At 68.6% G+C, this 25,404-nt stretch carries 18 protein-coding genes; 7 read left to right on the top strand and 11 right to left on the bottom strand.

From position 1 onward, the window contains the following. Positions 1-5: 5 nt before the first annotated feature. The 10 genes from ACFZCY_RS41075 to ACFZCY_RS41120 all read right to left on the bottom strand — a co-directional run bounded on the left by ACFZCY_RS41075 (position 6) and on the right by ACFZCY_RS41120 (position 16,859). Positions 6-926, bottom strand: coding sequence for a beta-glucosidase (locus tag ACFZCY_RS41075; RefSeq protein WP_391185748.1), 921 nt, complete (start codon positions 924-926; stop codon positions 6-8). After that, on the bottom strand, positions 923-1,864 hold the full coding sequence (locus ACFZCY_RS41080) for a hypothetical protein (protein ID WP_391185751.1): 942 nt from the start codon (positions 1,862-1,864) through the stop codon (positions 923-925). The genes ACFZCY_RS41075 and ACFZCY_RS41080 overlap by 4 nt, the downstream gene beginning before the upstream one ends. Next, positions 1,861-3,309, bottom strand: coding sequence for an alpha-L-fucosidase (locus ACFZCY_RS41085; protein WP_391185754.1), 1,449 nt, complete (start codon positions 3,307-3,309; stop codon positions 1,861-1,863). The genes ACFZCY_RS41080 and ACFZCY_RS41085 overlap by 4 nt, the downstream gene beginning before the upstream one ends. 11 nt (positions 3,310-3,320) lie before the next feature. Further along, the gene (locus tag ACFZCY_RS41090) at positions 3,321-5,444 is read right to left on the bottom strand and encodes a GDSL-type esterase/lipase family protein (RefSeq protein ID WP_391185757.1); all 2,124 of its coding nucleotides are present in this window, start codon (positions 5,442-5,444) and stop codon (positions 3,321-3,323) included. Next, positions 5,444-9,085, bottom strand: coding sequence for a beta-galactosidase (locus ACFZCY_RS41095; RefSeq protein ID WP_391185760.1), 3,642 nt, complete (start codon positions 9,083-9,085; stop codon positions 5,444-5,446). Before ACFZCY_RS41095 ends, ACFZCY_RS41090 begins: the two co-directional genes overlap by 1 nt. Further along, positions 9,082-10,950, bottom strand: coding sequence for a glycoside hydrolase domain-containing protein (locus tag ACFZCY_RS41100; RefSeq protein ID WP_391185763.1), 1,869 nt, complete (start codon positions 10,948-10,950; stop codon positions 9,082-9,084). The genes ACFZCY_RS41095 and ACFZCY_RS41100 overlap by 4 nt, the downstream gene beginning before the upstream one ends. A 116-nt stretch (positions 10,951-11,066) precedes the next feature. Next, positions 11,067-14,072, bottom strand: a complete 3,006-nt coding sequence (locus ACFZCY_RS41105; RefSeq protein WP_391185766.1) for a TIM-barrel domain-containing protein — start codon at positions 14,070-14,072, stop codon at positions 11,067-11,069. A gap of 328 nt (positions 14,073-14,400) precedes the next feature. Then, positions 14,401-15,192: a DeoR family transcriptional regulator gene (locus ACFZCY_RS41110; RefSeq protein WP_391185768.1), complete on the bottom strand. Its 792-nt coding sequence runs from the start codon at positions 15,190-15,192 to the stop codon at positions 14,401-14,403. 315 nt (positions 15,193-15,507) lie between these two features. Beyond that, a complete protein-coding gene (locus tag ACFZCY_RS41115) occupies positions 15,508-15,783 on the bottom strand; it encodes an antibiotic biosynthesis monooxygenase (protein ID WP_391185770.1) in 276 nt (91 codons plus the stop codon). A gap of 47 nt (positions 15,784-15,830) precedes the next feature. Next, positions 15,831-16,859, bottom strand: coding sequence for a substrate-binding domain-containing protein (locus ACFZCY_RS41120; protein WP_391185773.1), 1,029 nt, complete (start codon positions 16,857-16,859; stop codon positions 15,831-15,833). A 202-nt stretch (positions 16,860-17,061) separates the two neighbouring features. On the opposite strand from ACFZCY_RS41120, the gene ACFZCY_RS41125 reads away from it, so the two are divergent. The 7 genes from ACFZCY_RS41125 to ACFZCY_RS41155 are packed head-to-tail and all read left to right on the top strand — an operon-like array spanning position 17,062 to position 24,860. Beyond that, the gene (locus ACFZCY_RS41125; RefSeq protein WP_391185776.1) at positions 17,062-18,453 is read left to right on the top strand and encodes a Gfo/Idh/MocA family oxidoreductase; all 1,392 of its coding nucleotides are present in this window, start codon (positions 17,062-17,064) and stop codon (positions 18,451-18,453) included. Next, positions 18,450-19,493, top strand: coding sequence for a substrate-binding domain-containing protein (locus tag ACFZCY_RS41130; RefSeq protein WP_391185779.1), 1,044 nt, complete (start codon positions 18,450-18,452; stop codon positions 19,491-19,493). Before ACFZCY_RS41125 ends, ACFZCY_RS41130 begins: the two co-directional genes overlap by 4 nt. Positions 19,494-19,531: 38 nt before the next feature. Further along, on the top strand, positions 19,532-21,040 hold the full coding sequence (locus ACFZCY_RS41135; RefSeq protein ID WP_391185781.1) for an ATP-binding cassette domain-containing protein: 1,509 nt from the start codon (positions 19,532-19,534) through the stop codon (positions 21,038-21,040). Then, the gene (locus tag ACFZCY_RS41140) at positions 21,033-22,091 is read left to right on the top strand and encodes an ABC transporter permease (protein WP_391185784.1); all 1,059 of its coding nucleotides are present in this window, start codon (positions 21,033-21,035) and stop codon (positions 22,089-22,091) included. Before ACFZCY_RS41135 ends, ACFZCY_RS41140 begins: the two co-directional genes overlap by 8 nt. Further along, complete coding sequence (locus tag ACFZCY_RS41145; RefSeq protein WP_391185786.1) at positions 22,088-23,008, top strand: NAD-dependent epimerase/dehydratase family protein; 921 nt, start codon at positions 22,088-22,090, stop codon at positions 23,006-23,008. The genes ACFZCY_RS41140 and ACFZCY_RS41145 overlap by 4 nt, the downstream gene beginning before the upstream one ends. After that, positions 23,008-23,919, top strand: coding sequence for an NAD(P)-binding domain-containing protein (locus tag ACFZCY_RS41150; protein WP_391185840.1), 912 nt, complete (start codon positions 23,008-23,010; stop codon positions 23,917-23,919). Before ACFZCY_RS41145 ends, ACFZCY_RS41150 begins: the two co-directional genes overlap by 1 nt. Continuing rightward, positions 23,916-24,860 (top strand): amidohydrolase family protein, encoded by a 945-nt coding sequence (locus tag ACFZCY_RS41155; RefSeq protein ID WP_391185789.1) that lies wholly within the window; start codon positions 23,916-23,918, stop codon positions 24,858-24,860. Before ACFZCY_RS41150 ends, ACFZCY_RS41155 begins: the two co-directional genes overlap by 4 nt. Before the next feature lie 122 nt (positions 24,861-24,982). Here ACFZCY_RS41155 and ACFZCY_RS41160 read toward each other — a convergent pair whose 3' ends face one another. After that, the gene (locus ACFZCY_RS41160) at positions 24,983-25,243 is read right to left on the bottom strand and encodes a nitroreductase/quinone reductase family protein (RefSeq protein ID WP_391185792.1); all 261 of its coding nucleotides are present in this window, start codon (positions 25,241-25,243) and stop codon (positions 24,983-24,985) included. Positions 25,244-25,404: the final 161 nt, after the last annotated feature.

Consider the following 25,404-nt stretch of genomic DNA (forward strand, 5'->3'; position numbering starts at 1 on the left):
TCCTTTCAGGCAACCGACATCGCGAAGATGTGCAGGGCGGGGACGCCCGACTGCGCGCCGTCGCTGACCTTCGGCAGAACAACCGCGCGCAGCTCCTTGTCCCGCAGCTCGACACCGAACACGTAGAGACTGACCGGGGTGTCGTCCCGGCCGGTGGAGATGTGGCGGTACGGCACCACGACCGCGGCGGAGCCGTTCGCCCCGTACCAGTCCGGGACGGCGACGGAGAACGTCTGCCGTGTGCCGTCGGCGTACACGACGGTTCCCTCGCCCTTGCTCTCGCCCCAGGTGCTGGTGCCGAGGAAGGCCAGCCGGGAGCCCGCGCCGGACAGCAACACGGTCTGCCCGGAGGCGACGACGTTGTCCTTGTTCCCCGGCCGGGTGTCCGGCCAGGTGAAGGCCGTTCCGTCGTACGTGACCACCGCCCCCGGTGTCAGCCCGGCGGAGGACAGCGCCTGTGCGGACAGGCTGGACCGTGACCCGTCGATGTCGGCGACGGTGAGGGCGTCGTCGGAGGCGATGCCCGCGTTGTCGAAGGCTCCGGCGAGCGACAGGTTCGGCAGCCGCACCGAGGAGGTGGCGCGGGAGCAGTCCGAGCCGTCGCGGTGGACGTCGAAGAGCGCGTGGGCGGTGAACGAGACGAGGCCCTCGGCGTCGTCGGCGAGCCGGGTCCGCCATCCGCGGGTGACCGTGGCACCGGGCGCCACGCTGCCCAGACGGCACGGTCGCCCGCTGCCGTCCACGGCGAGGTAGAGCACCGTGTCACGCAGCGCGACCGGGGCGGTGTTGGTGAGGGTGGCGGTCAGGGTCACCGGCGAGCCCGCTTCCGGGCTTGTGGGCGACACGGTCAGCGCGACGGGTGGGCTGAGGAAGTCCTCCTCGGGACGGTAGGGACGGTAGGGCCGGCTGCTCGGGTTGCCGCTCACGTCGCCTCCACCGTGAAGTGGTCGAATATCGCCCGGACGGTCGTGCCGGGGTAGTTGAGGTTGGCCGCGCCGGCGACGACACCGGCGTCCCCGGCACCGTTCGCCGAAGGCACGGTCGCGGTGCCGACCCGCTGCCAGGCGGCGCCGTCGGCGCCGGCATACGCGGTGTACGTGGTGCCGTCGCGGACGAGCTTCAGCCAGGCGGGGTGGTAGGAGGTGCCGCCGCCGGCCCAGGTGTCCAGGCGGCCGTCGCCGTCGCTGTCGGTCATGAACTCCACGCCGTACCGCGCCGACATGGTCAGCACGGCGTAGCCGCCCTTCTCCGGCGCGGTCAGGTCGCCCGCGATCGCGATCCCCGACTTGGCGACGGGACTGTCGCCGCCGGTCAGGCCGACTGCCTTCACCTGGGCCACACAGGATGTGGCGGCGCCGCCGGGGAGGTAGATGATCCCCTTCTCGTCGATACCGCCCGACAGGTCCCGGCCGCCCGCCCAGATCACCAGCTCGGTGCCGTACTGGCCGTAGGCGGTGGATTCGGCGGTGGCGTACGTCGCGTAGGGCGCCCGCACCTCATTGGGGGTGTACGGGATGGTGAACGTCCGGGCGGCGCGGGCGCAGTCGGCGCTGTGCGCATCGACGTCGAAGACCACGTGCGCGGTGAACGCCACCTCCCCGGCCACGCCTGCGGGCATCCGCGTCCGCCACCTGCGGGTCACCTTCGCGCCGCGCCGCAGATCGCCGAGGGCGATGGTCCGGACGGCCGTCGTCGTGCGCGGGTCGATCAGGTGCAGGACGGTGTTGCGCAGAGGGAACGGGCAGTCGTTGGTGAGGACGGCGGTGGCCGTCACCGCGTCGCCGCCGGCCGGTTCCGCGGGCACCGTGGTCACCGTGAGGGCGGGCCCGAGGGTGTCGAACCGGGTCCCGTCGCGCCCGGTCATGAGGTTCCCCGGTCCCAGTCGACGGTGAAGGTGTTCGCGAGGTCACTGGGGAGGCCGGAGGGGACCGTGATGTGGATCCTGCCGTCCCGGCGGGTCCACCGCAGCGGGCCGTGGTGGCCGAGCAGCCGGATCCTGGAGGTGGCGCCCACGGGTATGTCCGCCGGTACCGACAGGGTTCCGCGGGGGGCGCCCAGCGCGATGATGTTGAACCTGCCGGGGGTGACCGTATAGCGGATGCCCAGTGGGCTCCCCTCCTCCTCCGCTCGCACCCACGGCGTCGACCCGTAGATCGCGGGTCCGTTGACGTCCAGCCAGGCGCCGATGTCGCGCAGCCGCTGTCGCATGATGCCGGGGATGGTGCCGTCCGGTTCGGGGCCGATGTTGAGCAGCAGGTTGCCGTTCTTGCTGACCACGTCGGCGAGCAGGTGGACCAGGAACTCCGAGGTCTTGTAGTCCTCGTCCAGTTCGTGCTTGTTGTAGCCCCAGGAATACCCCATGGTGATGCAGCACTCCCACTTCTGCGGGTCCATCGTGGGGTTGGTGCGCTGCTCGTAGGTGGCGAAGTCGTAGTGGGTGTCGAACCGGTCGTTGACCACGACGCCCTTGGGCTTCCGGCGGTTCTTGGCCTGGTTGTAGTAGTGCGCCATGGGTTCTTCGCTGCGCCACGGCGGTTCGCCGGACGGCCGGAACCACTGGCCGTCCGCCCACAGCAGATCGGGGTCGTAGCGGTCGATGATCTCGTGGAGCTGCTTCAGCTCGTAGTCGCCGACGTAGTCCTCGACCGGCTTGTAGCCGACCATCGGGATTTCCTCGTCGGTGTAGAAGTTCCTCATCGGTCGGCCGATCGCCGGGTTGAAGAACTCGCCGAGCGAATAGTAGAGGCCCGGCCGTACGGTGCCGCGCCTGCGGGCGGCGGTCATCAGCTCGCCGACCAGGTCGCGCTTCGGGCCGTACGCGACCGAGTGCCGGTCGGTGACCTGGCTGGGGAAGAGCGCGAAACCGTCGTGGTGCTTGCTGGTCAGTGCGAAGTACTGGGCGCCCGCCTGCTCGAAGAGCCTCACCCAGGAGTCCGGGTCGAAGTTCTCGGCCGTGAACCGCGGGATGAAGTCGTCGTAGACGACGTCCTCGCCGTAGGTGTCGCGGTGGTACTTCCACTCGGCGGTGTCCTTGTAGCTCGTGTACCACAGGTACCACTCGGCGGCGTTCTGCCGTCCCGTGCCGCCGGGTACCGAGTAGACGCCCCAGTGGACGAAGATGCCGAACTTGGCGTCCTTGTACCAGCGCGGCACCGGGTGGGTGTCGAGGGACGCCTTGGTGGCCGTGTAGTCGGGAATGCCGGTGCGCACGGTTGCGCTGAGCGCCTGGGCGACCCCGGGAGGGGAGAGCAATACGGCCCCGCCGAAAGCGGTCGCGCCGGTCAGGAGGTTTCTGCGGCTGACTGCCATGAAGGCCCCTCTCACTCGGTGATGGCGAAGGAATCGAAGACGGCGGTGGTGGTCCGGCCCGGATAGTCGAGGTTGACGGCGCTGGCGACCAGGCCCGCGTCGCCGCTGCCGCGGGCCGAGGCCACGGTCGCGGTGCCGATCTGTTGCCAGCGGGCGCCGTCGGCACTGGCGTACGCGGTGTATGTGGTGCCGTCGCGGACGAGCTTCAGCCAGGCGGGGTGGTAGGAGGTGCCGCCGCCGGCCCAGGTGTCCAGGCGGCCGTCGCCGTCGCTGTCGGTCATGAACTCCACGCCGTACTGCGCCGACATGGTCAGCACGGCGTAGCCGCCCTTCTCCGGGGCGACCAGGTCGCCCGCGACGGCGATCCCCGCCTTGGCCGACGGCCCGCCGCCCGTCTGGCCGACCACCCGGGTGCTGACGCTGCCGGAGCGCGGCGCGGCGCCGGGCAGGTAAACGGCCGCCTTCTCGTCCTTCCAGCCGGACAGGTCCCGGCCGCCCGCCCAGATGGCGAACTGGTCACCCTCGCGACCGCTGTTTTGGGCGTACTGGGCGTCGTCGGCGGTGGCGGTCGTCAGGTAGGGGGCCCGGACCTCCGACGGGACCGGGACGACGGTGGCGCCCACGCTGTCGGAGTCGTGCCGTGTCCGGCCGCCCTGGTGGTAGGAGGCGTCCACCCCGATCGGCTGGGCACCCCATGCCGCGTCGGCCGCGGGACTGAGCGTCCAGGTGACGGCGGCGCTGTCGCCCGGAGCGAGAGCACGGATCCGTGTACTGCCTGCCGGTTCGGCGGACCAGCCGTGCGGCAGCTTCAGGCGGGAGCCGACGTGGGTGACGGTGGTGGGGCCGGTGTTGGTGACGGTCGTCGTCATCTGCGTGGCCCGACCGCCCTGCAGGCTCGGCCGGTAGGGGGTCAGCCGGACGCGGGCGGCGGGGCAGTCGCGGACCACGCCGAGGGCGGCCGGGCCGATCGCGTCGGCGAACGCTTTCATCCCGGTGTCGTTGGGATGCAGATGGTCGCCCGAGTCGAACGCGGCGGCGTATCGGGTGGGGTCGTCCGGGTCGCGGACCGCCTTGTCGAAGTCGGCGTACCCGTCGAAGACGCCGCCGGAGTCGCGGACGAACGCGTTGACCCGCTGCCGGTCGGCCTCCTTGTCCTCGGTCCACCAGTCGCCCCACCCCCGGTACGGGACCACGGTCGCGCCGATCACCCGCAGCCCGCGGGCGTGGGCCCGCCGCGCGATCTGCCGCATACCGCCGATCACCTGGTCGCCGGTGGCGCCACCCCAGCTCAGGTCGTTCACGCCCTCGGCGAGGATCACCGTCCGGGCGTTCGGCTGGGAGAGCACGTCGCGCTCCAGCCGGTCCAGCGCCGACGGGTTGCCGTCGGTCCCGGTGAGGATCCGGTTGCCGCTGATGCCCTCGTTGAGCACCCCGCCGGTGGGCGAGCAGGCCGAGAGGCGGGCCGCCAGGTAGTCGGGCCAGCGCCGGTTGGCGTCCGCCGTGGACGACGCGCCGTCGGTGATGGAGTCGCCCAGCGCCACCACGGCGCCCGCCGTGTCACCGCCCCGGACGTCGACCCCGGTCAGGAACGGGAACGTGGAGTCGGTCGTGGTGAAGGCGCTCCCGTCGGCGTCCCGGGCGTGGTCACCGCCGCCGTCCTGGGTCCAGTAGACGGTCTGCAACCCCATCCAGTGCTGGCTTATGTGGGTGAGCCGGCCCGGGAAGTACAGGCTGACCACCAGGTCGGTACGGGTGGGCACGGCGAGCCGGACCGGGTCACTGGCCGCGTGCCCGGCTGCCGCCATCGTCAGCTCCCGCTTCCCACCGAACCGCAGGTCGTACGGGTGCGCCACGGCGGAACCGCTGTCGCGCAGCCCCACGGTGGCGTGACCGATCCGCACCGGCTGGTCGGTGAACCCGTTGGTCAGCCGGATCCGCACGCTTGACCCGCCCGCACTGACGCGCACCGGTATGCGTACGGTCACCTCCGAGGTGCCCGGGTCGTACGAGGCGTGCTGCGCGGTGGCCCACGTACCCGTCCAGGCCGTCCGGGCCGGCTGCCCGGCCTCGGCCGGCGCCGCCATGAGCAGCGCCGTCACGGCGGCCACCAGGGCCGCGAATCGGCGGCCCGGCATCAGGCTTCGCCGCCGCAGGTCAGCTTGGCGTCCGCCCAGTCGGCGTGGTCGGAGGAGACATCGCCGTCGCCGTCGACCAGCAGGTCGAGCCGGCGGGCGCCGGTCACGTCCACGTCGACGGCGACACCGTCGTCGGAGCCGTACAGCACCGGAGTGGTGAGGAGGGAGCGGCCGTCGGCGATGACCTGGAAGGAAACGCTGCCGTTGTCGCCGACCTCGTCGTCCACCCCGGCGGTGGCGGTGAACCGGGTGCAGCCGCCGCCCAGGTGGACCCGGACCCGGCTGTTCGCGTGTGCGCCGAGGCCCTTGGCGTACGTGGTGCCGCCGATGGCGAGCGGCCGGCCGTCGCCCGCCGCGGACTCGCCGTTGGAGGCGTCCTTCTCGACCGGGCCCCAGCCGTTGACAGCCTGGACCAGGGTCAGGTCGCTGACGTAGGCGTCGGCGGACAGCCCCGGCGGTGGCACCTGCACGGCCCGCTCACCGGAGACGGCGGCCGGGCGGCCGGTCTGCGTCAGCTTCGCGCTCGCGGACAGGACGGCGTAGGGAACCGGGTCGCGGGGCGGGGTGACGGTGTAGCCCGCGGTCACCGTGTCGCCGGGCCGGACCCGGCCGAAACGGGTGGTGTCGTCGGTGGTCGCGGTCCAGCCGTCCGGGACCTTCAGCGCCAGCTCGACGTTCCGGGCGATCGGCGCGTCCTCCGGCACGCTGACGGTGACGGGGACCTCGGTGGCCGTGCCGGTGCTCAGGAACGGCTCGGCGCCGACGGTGACATGGGCGCCCGGCGTCGGCATGGCGTAGGTCTCGGCGTCGTACGAGGGCGCGGCCACGGTACGGACCTCGGTCCCTCCCGCCGACGCGCCGAGGCCGACGAGGGCGGCGGAACCGGGACCCGCGGCCGCGTCGGTGGACCAGACGGCCAGGGCGATGGTGTTGCTGCCCTGCTCGCGCAGGATGCCCTTGGGGATGACGAACCGCGTCTGCGGCCCGGTGTCCGGCAGGTAACGGCCGATCAGCCAGCCGTTGACGAAGACCTGCGTGCGGTAGCCGGTGCCGCCGCCCTCGGGTTCGGTGAGGTCCAGTGCGATCGCGTTGTCCTGGCCACGCGGCAGGTCGAGCCTGGCGGTGGTGCGGTACCACCGCACGCCGGGCCCGGACTTCGCAGTCTGCCGGGACAAGGTGGTGCGCTTCCACCCCTCGTCGGGGTAGCCCGGCAGCGACCAGCCGGCCCGCTCCCCGTACAGCCCGCCGTTGTTGTACGGGCCCCGGGCGGCGTCGACCGGCTTCTCGCCGCCCCGGCTGCCCTGGATCTTCCAGGTGAGGGTGGTGGCCTCGCCGATCACCTCGGCCCCGAGCAGACCGCGCGGCTCCTTGGAGTAGTCGTGGCCCCATTCCTCGTTGTGGCCCGCGTTCTCGGCGAGCACGGCCAGGACGTTGTCCCCTTCCGCCCTCAGAGTCCTCGCGGGAATGTCGAAGGTGTGCGCGCCGTCGCCGGAGCTGCCGAGGTAGCTGCCGTTCAGCCACACCGCGTACTGACCGGTCGGGCCGGTGTCGGCGTTCAGCGCGAGCGCGGTCGCCTTGCCCGTGGTGGTGAACCGGCCGCGGTACCAGACGTCGCCGTGGTGGTATCCGTACTCGTCCATCGCGAGGACGGGCGTCGATCCGTCCAGTTCCGCGTTGTGGGCGGTGAGGTTGGCGGCGGTGGCCCAGGCGGAGTCGTCGAAGTCCGGGGCGGACTCCGGCGCTTCCTCCTTGTATTTCCACGTCGTCAGCTCGGGCAGCTCGATGGGGCGGGGCGCCGTGGTGACAGCGGTCCTGCGGCCGTTCCAGGTCACCCTGGTGGCGTCCGTGATGACCTCGATCTTCGCGGCTTCGGTGGAGTCGCCGGTCAACTCCAGTGTTCCGCGATCCAGTTCGGCGGTACGAACGAGGGACGGGCCGCGCACGAGGACCGGGCCCGCGGCGGTGTCCTGCCGCCACCAGTGAGCGGTTTCGGCGGTGTCGGCGATCAGTAGTTCCACCCCGTCCACCAGCACGCGGGCCAGCCCGTGGTGGGTGTAGTCCAGCCGCAGATCACCGCGTTCGGCGTCCCAGGCGGCGGTGACATCGCCGTCGAGGACGGTGACCTTCGGGCGTTTCGCATAGCGCAGTACGGTCTCTCCCGCCTCGCCCTCACGTCCGTACAGCAGCGCCACCTCACGGCCACCGACGCGGGCGTGCGTCATGATCTCCGAGGTGGAGTAGACGAGCCGCTGGTCGCCCAGGTCATAGCCCGCGACGAGGAGTTTGGCGTCCCGGCCGTCGACGGTGATCGCACCCTGCTGCGGTACGCGCGGGTAGTCGCCATCCTTGCCCGAGAGGGACAGGGTGGTCCGGTCCTTGTCCTTCACCCGGGTGTCGGCGTGCCGGACGGTGAAGAACTGGGTGCCGTCGTCGGGGTTGACCCGCCGGTCGACGCGCAGCGCGTCGTCGGACGGGACGGGCGGCTCGGCCTTGTCGGTACGCGCCAGCGAGGTCAGGGAATTGACCATGTACCCGAGGCGCTTGAACTCCTGGTATTTATCTGTGAGTTGACGGGATTCATTGATCGCGGCGCCGTAGTCGTACGAGGTGTAGACCGCGTTCGGGTCGGCGAGCCAGCCCCAGTTGGTCCCGCCGTACGTCATGTAGAAGGACTGGCCGCTCACTCCGGAGGCGATGTTCATCTTGCTGAACACCCGGGTGAAGTCGGTGCCGGTGAGCTTCGCGCAGTTCTGGTATCCGGTGCCGCCCCAGGGGTCGAAGGCGCCACCCTGCGCCTCCGGGATGATCAGCGGGGACCCGGGCTTCCACTCCTTGACGTATGAGTAGTCGGGCAGGTTCTTCCAGGTGCCGGGGTCCTTGCAGTCGAAGCCCTGTGGGTAGGCGTCGAAGCCGTAGATGTCGGGGGCGCCCTTGCCGCTGACCCAGTTCTTGTTGGCGCCACCGTCGTTGACGAAGGTGGGGACGTCGATGCCGTCCCGGCGCGCCCAGTCGATGAGGGTCTGCATGTAGTCGGCGTCCTGGCGGCCGCCCTGGTACTCGTTCTCGACCTGGTAGAGGATCACCGTCCCGGTGCCCCGGGTGAGCTGGTGCCGGGCGATGATCGGGTTGATCCTGCTCATCCACTCCCGGGCCGCCTCCAGGTACTCCGGCTCGGAGGTGCGGTTCACACCGGCCTGGGTCTTGCGCCAGGCGGGCAGGCCGCCGCCGGAGACCTCGGCGTTGATGTACGGGCCGGGGCGGGCGATCACATACAGCCCCGCACGCTCGGCCTCGTCCAGCAGCCGTTCCACATCACGGATGCCGGTGAAGTCGTACCTGCCCGGCTTGGCGGAGTGGTACCCCCAGTCGAAGTACAGCGAGACCGCGTTGAAGCCGCCCGCCTTGATCTTCTGGAGCACGTCACGCCACGCGTCGGGGCTGGGCAGCCGGAAGTAGTGGAACTCGGCGCCCCAGAGGTACAGGGGTTCGCCGTCGACCTTCACGGAGTACTGGTCGTAGGTGACGGTGTGCCGCGCCTGGCCTCGCGGCTCGGCCTTGGCCGGTGCCGCCGCGTGCACGTCGGTCAGGGGCATGACAGCCAGGAGCGCGGCGAGCAGCAGGGAGCCCCATCGCCCCCTCATGACGTCAGCGCCTTCACCACTGCCGCCCGCGCGGTCTCGATGTCGGTGACATCCTTCGTACGGCCGTCGAGGTTCCGGGTCGCCGTGGCCAGGGCCCCGGTCAGCGCGTCGCTGTCGGCGGCGCCGGGCTCCTTCTCCCTCAGCTCGGCGATGAGCTCGTAGTCCTCGATGCCTTCCTTCAACTGCTCCCAGCGGATGCTGGACATCGGCCCCTCCTTGCCCGGGTAGACCAGGTACTCATCGCCCTGGGTGAAGATGTGCACCGGCTGACGGAAGGGGTCGCGGGTCCAGCTGTTGTAGGACCAGCGCAGGAACCCGTCCAGATTCCGCTGGGCGGAGATCCACGGCAGCATCCGTGACTCGACGGCGGGGGAGTAGGACAGCGTGTTCGGATGGGCCGGTGAGCCGTACACGTAGAAGGTGGTGGTCTTTCCGGCCGCGCGCCGCTGGGCCACCTTCTCCTTCGTCATCGCGTCGATGCCGCCCCAGTCGACGGACAGGTTCGACGCGACGCTCTCCGTGCTGATCGACCCGGCGACGGAGATGCGGTGGTCGAAGGCCGGCGCGACCTCGTGGACGAAGTCCTTGACGACGGTCATGGTGCTCATGGGGCGCTCGTCGAAGGACAGCCAGGTGTTCTCCAGCCAGCCTTTCGCCTTCAGATGCTTCTCGAAGGCCGGCAGAAACGCCCCCCACGCCTCCCGCCAGCGGTCCCCGCCCAGATCGACGTTCTCATAGACGGTCTTGCCGGTGCGGGTGTCCACGTAGGTGAGGTGCTCCTCGTCCTGGAACGCCAGCATGGAGAAGGCGCCGATGTCCGGTCCGAGTCCAGCGCGCCTGGCGGTCCGGACGTACGTGTCCCAGCGGGCGAAGTCGAAGGAGAATGTGTCCCCGTCCCAGGCCCAGCCGATCATGCTGGAGTACGGCGTGGCCGTCTGCGACTCCCGGGTGCCCAGCGACCACTGATGGTGCCAGGGATTGTCGACGACGGTGGTGTTGATGACCTTCTGGCCCCGTGAAGCCAGGTCGCGGCTGTAGGTCTCGATCAGTTTCCAGTGCTTGTCGGACCAGAGCTTCACGTGGTGCGCCTGGGCGATGGTTTCCGGCTGGGCCCATACATCGAGGAAGAAGCGGTAGTCCTCAGGATCCGGCACGGTCGCGTCCGCGACCTCGATGGTCAGCGGGTAGGTGGCCTGGGTACGGCCGTCGGCGGCGACCCTCACCGCGCCCCGGTAGATGCCGGGCCTGGCCTTCTCGGGAACACGGAAGGTGAACCACAGCGGCTGCGCCGCGTACGCGGGCACGTCCACGGAGGATCGCTCTTCGAGCGCGTCGCCGACCACGTCGGGGTTGCGGTCGCCGGAGACCTCCTTGCCGGAGCTGACCTGGTCGATGGTGGCGGACCAGTCGACCTCGCTCTTGGAACGCTGTACGGGTACGTACTTCACGAACCGGACCTGGGTGTCGACGCCGGACAGCTTCGCCCCGGCGGGTCCGGTGAGATCGCCGACCACGGCCTCGACGTTGTCGAGGTCGTGGCCGGACGCGATCGCCAGCTGCGCCGAGACCTGCTCGTTGCGGACGGCGGTGAGGGCCAGCTCCTTGGTGTCCCTGCCCTGGATGGCGGTCATCGGATAACGCGGTACCCGCTCCTCCGCGGAGCTCGCGAAGGACCCGGTGGGCACCCAGGTGATCGTGTCCCTGGTGCCCATGGCATCGGCGACCTTGACGGTCAGCCAGGTGGTGGTGGTCTTGGAATCGAGGTCGGTGCCAGTCGCTGTGCCGGTAACGGCGATCGCGGTGGTGCTCGCGGCCACCACCACACCCGCGACGAATCCGGTGACGAACGTGGACGTACGTGCCATGGGCTTGTGTTCCCCTCTCTCACGGACGTGCACGGGCTTCGGTCCCCGGAGGGCCTGGGGCGATGTGGCCGCGGGTGGCCGGGAAGCGGCGGATGTGCTCGGCCACGGGGGTGGCGTCAGGAGGTGACGGAGAAGCCGCGGAAGACGGCCTCGATGTCCTCGCCGGGATAGCTCGCGTTGGCCGCGCCGGCCACCATCCCGGCGTCAGCGGTGCCGGCAGCCGACGGCACCTCGGCGGCGCCGACCTGCGACCAGGTCTCGCCGTCCTTACTGGCGTACGCGGTGTAGGCGGTGCCGTCCCGGGCCAGTCTCAGATACGCCGGGTGGTAGGTGGTGCCCCCGCCCGCCCAGGTGTCGAGCGCGCCGTCACCATTGCTGTCGGTCATGAACTCCAGTCCGTACCGTTCGGTCATGACCAGCACCGCGTAGCCTCCCTTGCCGGGGGCGGTCAGATCGTTGGCGAGGGCGATCCCTGCCTTTCCGAAGGGTGAGGCGCTGTCCTGGGAGACCAGCTCGGTCTGCACGGTGGCCTTCTCGCCGGCCGCGTCGTCGAGGTAGATGACGCCCTTCTCGTCCTTCCAGCCCGACAGGTCCTGACCGCCGGCCCAGATGGCGAACTGGTCCCCGCTCCGGGCGTACCGGGCGTCATCGGTGGTGGCGGTCGTCCTGTACGGGGCCGCCACACCGCCCGGGGCCGGCTTGACCCGCACCCGCACGGTGTCGGAGACCTTCTGGTCGCGGTCGTACGTCACCGTCCCGGCGAGATCGTGACCGCCCCAGCGCGCGTCGGCGGCCGGGGTCACCGTCCAGGTGGTGGTGAGCCTGCCGCCTGCCGTGAGGGACCTCTGGGTGGTGGGGCCGCCCGCCGTGGCGGTCCAGCCATCGGGGAGGTCCAGTGCCACCCTCGCGTTCCTCATGGTCCGGGTGGACCAGTTGGTCGCCTCGGTGGTCACCTCGAAGGGTGTGCCGGAGTTGGTGGCCGGGGCATCCGGGCTGATCAGGACGGAGGCGGCCGGGACGCCGTCGCGCTTCAGCGCCTTGATGGCCTTGGCGGCGCCCCTGGCCTCGAGGTCGACGAACGCCGGGGTGACGCCGAGTGGCGCCGTGTACCCCTTGAGGGTCCTGGGGCCGTGGATCACCGTTCCCTGGTTGACGTCGTACCAGGCGCCGGGCGGCAGATGGACGTCCCGGGTGGCGCGTGAGGTGAGGTTGGGCGCGGCCAGTACGGCCGGGCCGAGCATCCACTCGTCGGTGACGGTGTAACTTTCCTTGTCCTTCGGGAAGTCGAAGAACAGGGGCCGCATGATGGGGTCGCCGGTCTTCAGGGTGTTCCGGACCTGGTCCCAGATGTACGGGGCGAGCTTCTCGTGCGTCTCGATCGCCCGCCGGTAGAGGTCGACCGTCTCCTGGTCGTAGTCCACCTTCTGCCCGGTGGTGGTGTCGTTGGTGTCCACCGGTGACGTCGAGCCGTACATCAGCGGCATCAGCGAGGCGGACTGAGCCCATCGCACCAGCACGTTCTTGGACGGTGCGGGCTGGCCGCCGGAGCCGCCGATCATGTCGGACTCGACGAACGGGTAGCCGATGGTGGAGATGGCCAGGTTCTGGGTGACGGAGGCGCGCAGGGACTCCCAGCCGGTGCCCTTGTCGACCTGGCGGGTGACGAAACCGGCCTCGTGGGCCGTTTCGTTCCAGTGCACCCGGATGCCCGCGCCCTGCAGGTCGAACTCGTCGGCGAGCCGCGTGCCGAGCTCCTGGTAATCGGTGGCCTGATGGCCTTCGCGTGGCGCGCACTTCTCGTCGAAGAAGCGGGTGTCGAACTTCAGCCCGTCGACGTCATAGGTGTCCATGAGCTTCTTGAGGTTGCCCTCGTACCAGGCCCTGGCGTCGGGGTTCGCCAGGTCGATGATTCCGGCGTTGCCGTTCCACCAGGTCACCTCGCAAGGCTTGCTGGTGTCCTTGGCGTCCATGAGGAGATAGCCGTTGTCCACGGCGTGCTGGTAGTTGTCCGAATCCAAGTTGATCCACAGGGTGACCCAGAGGCCGAAGTCGAACCCCATGTCGTGGATCTTGTCGGACATCCCCTTGGGGTCGGGGAAGGTCTTCGGGTCCCACGTCAGATTGCCGTAATCGGACTCCCACTTGTCGTCGAGCTGGATGGTGTGCCCGTCGAGACCGTTGGCGTGCAGGTCGGTGGCGTAGTCGAGCAGTTTTTCCTGGTCGACCTTGGTGTAGAACTGCGCCCAGGAATTCCACAGCGGCTTGGCGTACTGCTCGTACGTGGCATCGCTCTTGGCCGGTTTGCCGACGATGCCGATGTAGTCGCGGTAGACCTCCAGCGGAGTCGACTCGACGAACACGGTGGCCTTGTAGGTGTCGGGCGACTCGACGGTGAAGGTGCCGAGACCCTTGTCTAATGTCACGTCCATGACATTTCCGGTGTCGACCCGGAGACCGGTCGCGGTGGAGGAGTACCAGAACGGGTCGATCATGTTGTACGAGGCCGGGCCGAAGGCCCCGTGTTTCACCTCGCCGGCGTCGAGCGGCCAGGGCTGGTCGACACCGGGGCCGCCCTGCGGGGTCTCCGCCTCGCCGTGACCGTACCAGTGGCCGGCCGACGACAGGTCGTAGGCGAGGCCGAGTTGGTCGGGGCTGCCGCCCTTGACATCCCAGTCGAGCTGATAGCGGTCGGATGCCGGCGTCAGCCGCACCGCGACGGTGGCTCCGTCGAGCGTGGTGTCGGCGGAGAGGGTGAGGACGCCGCCTCGCCACGTCCAGTCGGTGACCTCGGTCGCGTGCTGCCACTGGCCACCGGACCGGAAGCGCAGGCCCCCCGTGTCGCCGTCCGCGGTACTGAGCACGGCTTTACCGGCGCGTTCCGTGGTGACGGCGAGCTCGTCGGTGGCGATGTCGACGACGTAGCCGGGCGTCTTCCTGGTGGCCGGCACGGTCACGGTGAGGGTGTCGGCGCGATGGCTCACCTTCGGCCGGGCCGTGGTGTTTGCCTCGGCCGGAGTGGCGAGAGGTCCGGCAACGGACGGTAAGAGCATCAGGGCCAGCGCTGCGGCCAGGAGCGTGCCGAGTGTGCGGGACTTGCGCGGCCTGAACGGGTGGGTGCGCACTCACGTCCTCCTGCGGGGCGGGGCATGGCGTCGTTGAGCAGCGCTGCAAGAATTTGCGTATTTGTGTTTATGTTCTGGCGACAAACAACAACTGTCAACACCTCCATCCATGGTTTCTCGGCTTCCCCCAACTGGCCCGTCACCGCTGGTGACGAGGGTCTCGGGTCCGCGCCGCGGGCCCTGATGCCGCAGACCTGGGAGGGAAACGGTGGTTAATGCTGCGTGAACCAGGCCCGATTCGGGCCGTTCCGCCCTCTCGGGCGCTATCCGATCAGCGGTCCGGCGGTGGTCGGTGCCGAGTGAGTCCGCACATGATCCGACGCGGCGCTCAGGCCCGGACGATCTCCACACCAGCGGCGGCGAACGGCTCGGTCAGCTCGGGGCCCGCCGCCTTACCGGTCACCAGCACATCGACATCCTTTACCGGACAGATCCGGGCGAAGGCCCGCCGGCCCAGCTTGGAGGAGTCCGCGACCACGACCACCTGCTCGGCGCGCAGGGCCAACGCCCGGTTGATGCCGGCCTCGCCCTCGTCCTGGGCCGTCGCACCGTGCCTGACGTCGATGGCGTCCACACCGATGAAGACGTGGTCGAGGGTGATCTGCGCGAGCACCTCCGTGGCGAGCGGTCCGGTGAGCTCGTACGAGGCGGGGCGGGCCACGCCCCCGGTGACGACGAGCTTCACATGGCGGCGTACGACCAGTTCGTTGGCGATGTTCAGGGCGTTGGTGACCACCGTCAGCGAGGGCCCGGCGCTCTCTGTGCCCAACTCCGGCCGGATGGCCAGCGCCCGGGCGACCGCGGTGGTCGTGGTGCCGCCGTTCAGACCCACCACGGCGCCCGCCTTCACCAGACCCGCCGCCGCGTCGGCGATCCGATCCTTCTCCGGGGCGTTGCGCGCGGCCTTGTAGCGGAGCGGCAGGTCGTACGCGATGGCGTTGATCACGGCGCCTCCATGGGTGCGGGTGACCATCTGCTGGCGCGCCAGTTCGTCCAGATCACGCCGGGTCGTGGCGGCGGAGACCCCCAACTCGGCGGCGGCGGCCTCGACCTCGATCCGCCCGTCGCCGCGCGTCAGCATCTCCAGCAACGCGCTCCACCTGGCCTGCGGCGCCACCATGCGTCATCCCCCTGTTCCGTGGTGTGCGGCCCATGACATCACAGGCCAAAGCCGGAGTCTCTGAAAGCTGATGCCTGTTTGAGTATGTAATCTCGCCAGAACAATCATTTTCATGCACGTGTCGCCTTCGATCCTGGGACCGTCGGCCGGAACCGCCGCGACGGGCGGCTCGTACCAGATCCCGGAGGACAGCACGCCTCACCGGCCCGGGAGAGCAGGCCTCCACGAGGTGAAGGCCGCCCTGGCGGCAGATGACTGGCCTCAGGTCAGACGGTCACAGTTGCCCCTTGGAGGCGTCGCCAGAGGGCAACGGCGTCATGGTCGCAACGCCGGTGCATCCTCAAGGAGACCGTCGACGGCGCGGTTGAGCCGCGCGACCGGTTCTCCAGAGGCATGGGCGTCGAGATGTTCCCGCGAAGCCCATTTTTCAATGAGGACCAACGACCCGTCCGCTGCGTCGTGCAACGCGTAGAGCAGGCACCCCTCCTCTGCGTGGACGTCGGGAAGGGCGGCTTGAAGGGCAGATCGCGCCGTGTCCCGGGAACCGGGCAGAGGGGTGAAGACGGCAGTGACGACGACTGCTTGTTCCATGAGGGCTCCGTAGGTTTCGTTCTTGGCTGACGGAGAGCTTCGACGAGTCACCCGTCGTGGAGATCAACTCGCGAAGTGCTGGCACGCTCCTCGAACTCGGCAGCGACGCGCACGTGACGGGGCGTCGGGGGAAGCTTCTGCCGCATCCGTGCATGGATCAATTCCACGGAGTGGAGAGCGAGCATGTCGATCGGTTGGCGGACGGCGGTCAGGGGAGGCTGGATCAGTTCCGTCCACGGATTGTCGTCGAAGACCACGACCGACAGATCATCGGGAATGGACACCCGGGCTTGGGAGAGCATGCGCAGCGTCACCCGTACCTGAGCGGTATTGGCGATGACGACCCCGGTGGGCGGGTCGTCAAGTGAGAGCATCTGTGCCATCGCGGTGGCGCCGCGGTCGCCCCGGAAGGGGGCCGGACACACCAAACTGTCGTCGCGCACCAGACCGTATTCGTGCAACGCCTGTTCGTAACCCCGTACTCGGTCGAGCCCGGTGGTGGTGTCCAGCGGTCCGGAGATGATGCCGATGCGTCGGTGCCCGCGCGCGAGCAGGTGTCTGGTCGCGGTGGCGGCGGATTCGATGTTCTCGATGCTCACCACGTCCATTTGCTGGAACTGGTTGATGGACCGGTCGACGAAGACCACGGGGATGTCGAGCGCCGCGAGCTTTTCCCAGCGTTCGGTGTTGTGGCCGGTCGGTGTTCCGATCATGCCGCCCACGGAACGGTCCAGGAGGGTGTCGAGTGCCTGCGCCTCCAGATGAGGGTCTTCCTGCGTGGTCATGAGCAAGATCTGCAGTTGACGCGCTCGCGCTTCCGCGACGACCCGGTCGGCGAGCCGGGCGAAGAACGGGTTGGTCAGGTCTGCGAGCAGGAGACCGATGGTGTCGCTTTGGCCGTGACTCAGCTGTTGCGCTGCCCTGCGGGGGCGGTAGTTGAGAGCTTCGATCGCCCCGAGAACCTGGGCACGCTTCGCAGGAGCGACCGGGCCTGTGTCGTTGAGGACGCGCGACACCACGGAGACGGACACACCCGCCTGGGCAGCGACATCTCGAATGGTGGCCGCCTTCTTCATGGCTCTCCTCTCTGAACAGCGACGAACAGTAAAGCACCGGTGCCGCCCTGTGTGCCGGGCGTGTGCGTACCGCCGGTGGGCCTGCCATGGGCGGGCAACCGAGACCTCCGAGACCTCTGAACGTGACCGTTGACCCTCTTGAAACACGCGTGGTACAAAACTGGAACCGGTACCACACGTTACCAGTCACAGGGAGACTCGGGTGAACTTGCATGACCTGCTGCTGGCCCGCGAGCACGACGGCAACCCGATCCGGGTCGGTGTCATCGGCGCCGGTCGTTTCGGCACGATGTTCCTCGCCCAGGTGCGCGCCACGCCCGGCATCCACGTGGCAGCCATAGCGGATATCAACCTCGACCGGGCGCATCAGGCGCTCAAGCTGGTCGACTGGCCAGAGGGGGCCGCCTCGGACGATCTCGACGACGCGCTGGCCCACGGCCGGACCGCGGTCCTGTCCGACGCCGGACACCTGTTCACAGAGGGCATCGACGTGATCGTGGAGGCCACGGGGAACCCCATCGTCGGTGTGTCCCACGCGGTCAGGGCCATCGACACCGGCCAGCACATCGTCATGGTGACCGTCGAGGCGGACGCGCTGGTCGGGCCGGCGCTTGCCCGGCGAGCGGCGGCGCGGGGAGTTGTTTACTCGCTCGCATACGGGGACCAGCCCGCGCTGGTCATGGAGCTTGTCGACTGGGCGAGGACGTCCGGATTCCAGGTGGTGTGTGCCGGAAAGGGTGCCAAATACCTGGAGAACTATCATGAGATGAACCCCGACAACGTATGGGAGAACTGGGAGTTTTCCAAGGAACTCACCGACTCCGGTCAGCTCAACCCCTACATGCACACCTCGTTCCGTGACGGCACGAAGGCGGCCATCGAAATGGCTGCCGTCTCGAATGCCGCCGGCCTGATTCCATCCGACGCCGGTCTCACTTTCACGCCGGGTGATGTGGAGGAAATCGCAACCATTTGTCGGCCGAAGGAGGCGGGTGGCGTTCTGGCGCATGAGGGTTCGGTGGACGTCATGTCGAGCGTCACCCGCGATGGCGCCTGGATCCCGCACAACACTCAGGAGGGTGTCTTCGTCGTCGTCAAAGCCACCAATGACTATGTCTCCGGCTGCTTCGGGGAATACCCCTGGCATCCGGACCCGACAAAGCAGTATGCCGCGCTGTACCGGCCCTACCATTACGTGGGCCTGGAGCTCGGCATCACGATAGCGAACGCCGCTCTCCGTGGCGTTGCCACCGGTGCTCCTAAGGGCTTTTTCGGTGATGTGGTGGCGACAGCGAAGAAAGATCTTGCCGCGGGCGAAGTGCTTGACGGCGAGGGCGGCTATACCGTTTGGGGGAAGCTGATATCTGCCCGGACGTCGGTCGCGCGACGCGCGCTTCCCGTCGCTTTGGCACACCACGTCGAGCTGCGACGGGACATCGCGAAGGGCTCGATCCTCACTTGGGACGACGTGGATCTCGACGGAGCGTTCCGCCAGGTACTCGAACTCAGAAGGGAAACGGAAGAGCTTCTGGTTCGGGAGATTCCGGGGGGACATCGATTCGATTCGCTCCACATCGGAAAGGCAGACAGATGACGGTACAACGACGCGGGTGGGTGGCGGCGCTCGCCGTCCCGGCTGCCATAGTGCTGGTCTCCTGCTCAGCGACACCGGACGGTGGTGGCTCGTCCTCGGCCATCACCAAACTGGTCGACGCCACAGCGAAGAAGCCGGTGCGGGATGTGCAGTCCAGCCTCGGGGCGCCCAAGGTGAAAAAGGGGACGAAGCTCTGCTACGTGACCAGGACGCTGTCGAACGAGTTCTGGAGTTACGAGCGAAACGGTTTCGAGAAGGAAGCCAAGAAACTGGGCGTCGACTACAAGACCTATGCCGTGAACGACGAAACGTCCATCACCGAGCAATTGGACAAGGCGCAGACCGCGATGAAGCAGGAATGTGACGCGCTGCTTGCCTCGCCGATATCCGCCACCGGTCTGGACAGCGTCTACAAGGCTGCCCTCTCGTCGGGCAAGCCGGCGATCGTGCTCAACGACGCGAAAGGAACCGTGCCGGGCGTCGTCTACGTCGGCCCGGACGCCAAGGTCATCGGTAAAACCGCGGCCGACTACATCGCCGAAAAACTGCCGGACGGAGGCGCGGTGGCGATGATCGAAGGCGATCCCGGGTCCTCCAACGCGCTCAACCGCGGTGCCGGTTTCAAAAAGGGACTCAAAGCCCACCCCAACCTGCGGCTTGTCGCTTCCCAGACCGCTAAATGGGACCAGAGAGCCGCACAGGACATCGCCACGGCGATGTTGACCGCGCATCCGGGCATCAAGGCCTTCTATGCCCAGAACGACGTGATGGCTCTGGGCGCGGCGGCCGCCATCAAGGAGAAGGGTCTTGCGGGAAAGGTCCTCCTCCTCGGCACCGACGGCATTCCCCAGGGGAAGAAGGAGATCGCTGCCGGCAACATGACCGCCACGGTCAGCGAGCGACCGGCGACCGAGGGAGCGACAGGCGTGGACGCAGCGCTGTGGCTGCTGGCCGGCCGGAAGGTGCCGGGCTGGGTTGATGTCCCCGCTTTCATTATCGACAAGCAGAACGTCGGCAAGTACGCCTCCGGCATGCCGTAAATTACATGAGCAAGGAATGACCAGGAGGTTCGACGAAGATGGCAACCCATCTCCTCGAAGTCCATGATGTAGCCAAGTCCTTTCCGGGCGTCCGTGCCCTTGACAGTGTGACCTTCCACCTCAGCCGGGGAGAGGTCTGCTCGATCGCCGGAGAGAACGGCGCCGGCAAGAGCACACTCCTGGCTGTCCTCGGGGGAGCGCTGACACCCGACAGCGGGTCCGTGGTCCTCGACGGCGTCGCGCGCCAGGAGTACAGCCCGCGTGCCGCACTGGCCGACGGCGTGGTGATCGCCCACCAGGAGCCCGCGGTGGTACCCCAGCTCACGGTCGCGCAGAACCTGATGCTCGGCCGCCCACGGGCACAGCGGATCCACATGACCGACATCGTCGGCCGGGCACTCGACGACGTCCGCCTGATGGGCTTCCCCATGAGCCCGAAGAAACGATTGTCCACGCTGAGCCCGGCGCAGCGGCACGCCCTGACGATCGCCCGCGCCTTCGCGTTCGACCCCAAGGTCGTCGCACTGGACGAGCCGACCACCAGCATGCTCGAGCACAACGTCGAACACGTGCTGACCCGGATCCGCGCCCTCGCGCGCGAACGGGGAGTGGGCATCCTCTACGTGTCGCACAAACTGCCCGAGGTCATGGCCGTCTCCGACTCGGTCCTGGTACTGCGGGATGGCAAGGTGGCCTTCCGGAGCCCCATAACGGAGACGGACCAGGACGGGATCGTGCGGCGTATGGTCGGCCGCCAACTCCTCCAGTTCACACGCAAGCACCCTGTCCGAGCGGACAGTCCGGTGATCTTCTCCGCAACGGACGTGACCCATCCGCACGGCGTCGGCCCGCTCTCCATGGACGTCGGACGGGGCGAGGTACTGGGCATCGCGGGCCTCGTGGGATCGGGACGAACCGAGTTCCTGCGGGCCGTCATCCGTGCGGATGCCGGCTGCTCCGGAACCGTTGAACTCCACGGCCGTCGCACCCACATCTCCAGCCCGCGTGACAGCCGACGCGCGGGAATCGCATTCATCCCGGAGGACCGCAAGGGGCAGGGGCTCGTGCTCGGGCTTCCCGCCTTCACCAACGTAGCCATGACGGCCACGCGAGAGCTGGGTGGCGGGGCCGGCCCCTTCACCAGCCGGAAGAAGCAACTGTCCGTCGCTCGTGACGCCGCCCGTGCGCTGGCTCTACGTCCCGACAATGTCCAGCTGAAGGCACGCCAGTTCTCGGGTGGCAACCAGCAGAAGCTCGTCATCGCCAAATGGATGTGGCGGGACTCGGCGGTGTATCTGTTCGACGAGCCCACCAAGGGCGTCGATGTCGGCGGGCGCTACGAGATCTACAAGTTCATCGACGAGCTGGCCGGTGCCGGCAAGGCGGTCGTGGTCGTTTCCTCGGACCTTCCGGAGCTCATCACCCTGTGCGACCGCGTCCTGGTGATGCGTGCCGGCCGGTTCAACTCCGCGCACACGGGAGCCGAGATCACAGAACACAGGCTCGTGGCGAGCGCCATGGGCCAAACGGAGGCGTTCCATGACTGAGCCGAACCACACGTCCAGGCGGGGACGCACCAAACTTCCGGCCGTCAGCGCGCAAGCGCTCGGGATCTACACCGCCGCAGTGGCGATCTTCATCCTCCTCGGCGCGCTGAACTCCGATTTCCTGGCGTTGAGCAACCTGCGCGACGTCGCGGTCTCGGCGTGCATCAACGCGATCATCGGCCTGGGCGTCACCTTCGTCATCATCACCGGAGGCATCGATCTCTCCGTCGGCTCCATCGCCAGCTTCGTCGGCATCGTCAGCGCCAACCTGATGGTCAACCATGGCGTCACGCCGCTCCTGGGACTCCTCATCGGCCTCGTGGTGGGCGCGGCCTGCGGACTGGTCAACGGCGTACTGGTCACAGGTCTGAAGCTCCCACCGTTCATCGCGACGCTCGGCACCATGAGTGTGTTCCAGGGATGCGCCTACGTCGTGACGAACGGCAACCCCGTCTACAACGTCCCCTCGTCCTTCGTCTATCTGCTGAACAGCTACGTCGGCGGCGTACCCATCGCGGTGGTCCTGGTGCTGATCCTGGGCATCGTGGCATGGCTCCTGCTGCGGCGGACACTCTTCGGCGAGAATGTGATCGCCGTCGGCGGCAGCCAGGAAACCGCATGGCTGTCGGGCATCCATGTCGACCGTATAAAGCTCGGCGTCTACGGTCTCTCCGGCGCGCTGGCAGGCGTGGCCGGACTCGTCCTGGTCGCACGCATCAACGCCGCACAGCCTGAGGGCGGCAGCCCCTACCTGCTGACCGCGATCGCCGCGGCGGTGATCGGCGGGGCGAACCTGATGGGTGGCGAAGGCCGCATCGCGGGCACCCTCGTCGGCGCCTTGATCCTCGGTGCGCTCACCAACGGCCTCGTGCTGCTGAACGTGCCGAGCTTCTACGAACAGATCGTCACCGGTGCCGTAGTCCTCGTCGCCGTCGCCCTCGACCAGGGCGCCAAGGGATGGCCCCTGCTGCGCGGAAGACGAACGGAGCCTCCGGTCGGCGCGAAGCCACAGAAGGCGGCGGGCGAGACCGTGGGAGCGGACGCCCCGTGACCTTCGAGCGCATCCTCGTGACAGGCGGATCCGGTCTCATCGGCCGCTCCACAGTGCGACAACTGGTGGACTCGGGCGCGAGCGTCACCGTACTGGACCGGGACCGCGGGGACGGAGCCTTCGACGCCCGCGTGCACGTCATCGAGGGGGACGTGACCGACCCCGGGACGATTCGCCGAGCGGTGAGGGATCAGGACGCGGTGGTGCACCTCGCTGGCATTCCCGGCCCCCGCATCGCCGACGACGTGACGACGTATGCCGTGAACACCGTGGGCACGTACGCGGTGCTGTCCATCGCCGCGGAGTGCGGTGTCCGAAAAGTGGTCTACGCATCGAGCATCAACGCGACCGGACTTCCCCTCAACGACCGGCTGTTGCTCCCCGAGCGGTACCCCTTCGGCGAGTCGACGGTCGAGGACTTCACCGACCCCTATTCGCTGTCCAAAAAGGCCAACGAGCAAGCCGCCGCGCAGATCGGCAGCCGTACAGCCATGAACATCACCGGAATCCGCTTCCCGCTCGTACGCGACATCACCCTCGACGGGGGGCGGCGGTTCGCCGAACACCTGGACCTGCTGATGAGAGACGATCCCCGGCGGGCCGCGTGCGAAGGCTGGACCTATCTGGACGTGGCCGACGCCGCCCGCGCGGTGGCCGCGGCGCTGACGCACGACACACCGGCAACGCCCGGCATCCTCGTGACCGCGCCTCGTACCTATCTGCGTGACGACACCGAGCGCGCGCTCGACCGTTACGCCCCCGGTGTGGAAAGGAGCCCCGTTCCCGGCCGGAACGTGCCGGTGGACCTGCACCGCTGCCGCGACCTGCTCCATTTCGAAGCGAGCACGTTGCTCGATGACGTGGCTCCCGGAGCCCTCATCACGATCGGTGACTACGAGGACCTTCAGCGATGGTGATGACATCGCACGGCCCCCGCCGCTCGGTGTCTCTTCTCGGCCTGGGACCCATGGGGGCGCCGATGGCGGCGAATCTCGTCCGCCGGCTGGAAACGCTCACCGTCTGGAACCGCACGCCGGCACGCGCCGCACAGGCGGTGGACCTGGGGGCCCGACAAGCCGCATCGCCCGCCGAAGCAGCCCGGGACGTGGTGCTGACCGTGCTGCCCGACCTACCACAGGTCGAGGCGTTGCTCCCTGGTGCTGACGGCCTCCTGGAAGGATGGCGCGGCAACGGCGTCGAGGAACCGATCCTGGTCGTCCACGGAACCGTCTCGCCCGTCGCCGTGCGGACACTCGCCGAGGACCTGTGGAGAGAACACCGGATCCGGCTCGTCGACGCTCCTATGAGCGGGGGCGTCCCCGGCGCGGAGCGCGGAACCCTGAGCCTGATGGTGGGAGGCCACCAGCAGACCGTCGAGTCGCTCGCGCCGGTATTCGCCGCTGTCGCCGAGACGGTGGTGTACATGGGGGCCAGCGGCTCGGGCCAGCTGGCCAAGGCGTGCAACCAAGTCGTGGTGGCGGGAACCATCGCGGCTCTGTGCGAGGCGCTCTGCCTGGCCGAGCACTACGGTCTGTCGCGAGCCGATCTGTTGGCCGCCCTCACCGGTGGCCTGGCCGCGTCCGAGGTACTGAAGCAGAAGAGCGGCTCCTGGCTGCGCGGGGACTTCACCGGCGGCGGCAGCGCACGTAACCAGCTCAAGGACCTCATGTTCGCGCGCGAGGCCGAGGAGAGTGCCGGCGCGCCGTCCGAGATGACCGAGTTGCTCCTCGGCCAGTTCAGCAGGATGGTGGCCGGGGGCGATGGCGACCTCGACCACTCGGGCCTCATACGAACCATCGCGAGCACCCAGACCGGGGAACCGTCATGAGCGGTGGCCCGCACCGGGAAGCGGAACAGCAACTGCCGGACTTCCCGGTCGTCGACGCCCACCACCATCTGTGCAACCTCTCCCAGCACTCCTACCCGTGGCTGGAACGACCAGTCGAGCAGGGCTTTGCCTACCATGGCGACGACAGGCCGATACGCCGGGACTACCTCGTGGCGGACTACCTGGATGACGTCGGTGGCATCGACCTGATCGGGTCAGTTCACATCGAGAACGGCGCGGCGGACCCCCGCCGCGAGACCGCGTGGCTTGCCGGCGTCATGCGGTCCGCGCCCATTCCCTCCGCACTGGTGGCCAAAGTCGACCTGCTCGCCGACTCCGCCACGGAAGACCTGGAGTGGCAGGCTGCCCAGCCGGGGGTGCGGGGGATCCGGCAGATCCTCAGCTGGCACCCCGACCCCGTGTACACACACACGTCCCGCCCCGACATCATCGAAGACCCCTCGTGGCTGACCAACTTCGGCCGCCTGGCCGCACTCGGCCTCTCCTTCGACCTGCAGATCTACCCGCACCAGATGGAGCAGGCGGTCGTCCTCGCCCGCACCTTTCCGGAGGTACGCATCATCCTCGATCACGCCGGTATGCCGATCAGCCGGGCCGAACCCAGTCTTGCCCACTGGCGGGAGCAGATGCGCCGCCTCGCACAATGCGAGAACGTCGTCTGCAAGATCTCCGGCATCGGAACACAGGACCACGGCTGGACCGTCGATTCCATCCGGCCCATCGTCCTGGGGGCGATCGAGGCATTCGGCCCCGACCGCGCCATGTTCGCCAGCAACTTCCCGGTGGACAGCCTGTACTCGAGCTTCACCCGGCTCTACGCCGCCTTCAGTGAACTGACAGCCGCATTCAGCGCCGAGGAGAGGAACCAGCTCTTCGTCAGTACGGCGACGGAGGTATACCGGCTGGGCCCTGGCCGCTGACGGGGTTGTAGGTGCCGACAACTACGTAAGTGCTGGTCATACCGCGGCGGCCTGATGAGCCGTCACGGCGGCCGATCCGTCTTCCCGGCCCGCTCCCCGCCCGTTGTCCGCACCCTCGCCCCTCACTTCGCGGGACGCCGCCCGCCTGCCCCACCGCCGGATGGCTCCGGGTGCTTCGGCAGGCCGCCCTGTGACGCCACGAGGATCACCCGATCGCCGTCCACCAGGCACAGCAACGGCGGGGTGCGCAGTTGCCCAGTCTTACGGCCCTTGGTGGTGAGCAGGCAGACGGGCGCGCCGCCGGGGAAGGCGCTGCCTATACGCCAGGTGCCGCCGATCCGGCCTCCAGTGGCGCGGTAGATGGCGACGTTCAGTTGATCCATCGCCCCGACTGCCGTCCGCCGACCCGGACGCGCCAGGATCTCCCGGCCGCGAGCCGGGTTGACGCAACGCCGAGCCTGCGCACCCTGGTGTGCAGGAACGTGGGGCGGCGCAAGCTCGGACCGAGTGGGTCACCACACGGTTCGCCGCATCCCCGGAGCGG

Source organism: Streptomyces sp. NPDC007983 (genome assembly GCF_042958345.1).
In the GTDB taxonomy this organism is placed as follows: Bacteria; Actinomycetota; Actinomycetes; order Streptomycetales; family Streptomycetaceae; genus Streptomyces.

Coding starts and splice junctions, on each gene's coding strand:
- ACFZCY_RS41080 (WP_391185751.1), bottom strand. CDS start 1,864: ATGACCGGGCGCGACGGGACCCGGTTCGACACCCTCGGGCCCGCCCTC.
- ACFZCY_RS41085 (WP_391185754.1), bottom strand. CDS start 3,309: ATGGCAGTCAGCCGCAGAAACCTCCTGACCGGCGCGACCGCTTTCGGC.
- ACFZCY_RS41090 (WP_391185757.1), bottom strand. CDS start 5,444: ATGCCGGGCCGCCGATTCGCGGCCCTGGTGGCCGCCGTGACGGCGCTG.
- ACFZCY_RS41095 (WP_391185760.1), bottom strand. CDS start 9,085: ATGAGGGGGCGATGGGGCTCCCTGCTGCTCGCCGCGCTCCTGGCTGTC.
- ACFZCY_RS41100 (WP_391185763.1), bottom strand. CDS start 10,950: ATGGCACGTACGTCCACGTTCGTCACCGGATTCGTCGCGGGTGTGGTG.
- ACFZCY_RS41110 (WP_391185768.1), bottom strand. CDS start 15,192: ATGGTGGCGCCGCAGGCCAGGTGGAGCGCGTTGCTGGAGATGCTGACG.
- ACFZCY_RS41115 (WP_391185770.1), bottom strand. CDS start 15,783: ATGGAACAAGCAGTCGTCGTCACTGCCGTCTTCACCCCTCTGCCCGGT.
- ACFZCY_RS41120 (WP_391185773.1), bottom strand. CDS start 16,859: ATGAAGAAGGCGGCCACCATTCGAGATGTCGCTGCCCAGGCGGGTGTG.
- ACFZCY_RS41130 (WP_391185779.1), top strand. CDS start 18,450: ATGACGGTACAACGACGCGGGTGGGTGGCGGCGCTCGCCGTCCCGGCT.
- ACFZCY_RS41135 (WP_391185781.1), top strand. CDS start 19,532: ATGGCAACCCATCTCCTCGAAGTCCATGATGTAGCCAAGTCCTTTCCG.
- ACFZCY_RS41140 (WP_391185784.1), top strand. CDS start 21,033: ATGACTGAGCCGAACCACACGTCCAGGCGGGGACGCACCAAACTTCCG.
- ACFZCY_RS41150 (WP_391185840.1), top strand. CDS start 23,008: ATGACATCGCACGGCCCCCGCCGCTCGGTGTCTCTTCTCGGCCTGGGA.
- ACFZCY_RS41155 (WP_391185789.1), top strand. CDS start 23,916: ATGAGCGGTGGCCCGCACCGGGAAGCGGAACAGCAACTGCCGGACTTC.
- ACFZCY_RS41160 (WP_391185792.1), bottom strand. CDS start 25,243: ATGGATCAACTGAACGTCGCCATCTACCGCGCCACTGGAGGCCGGATC.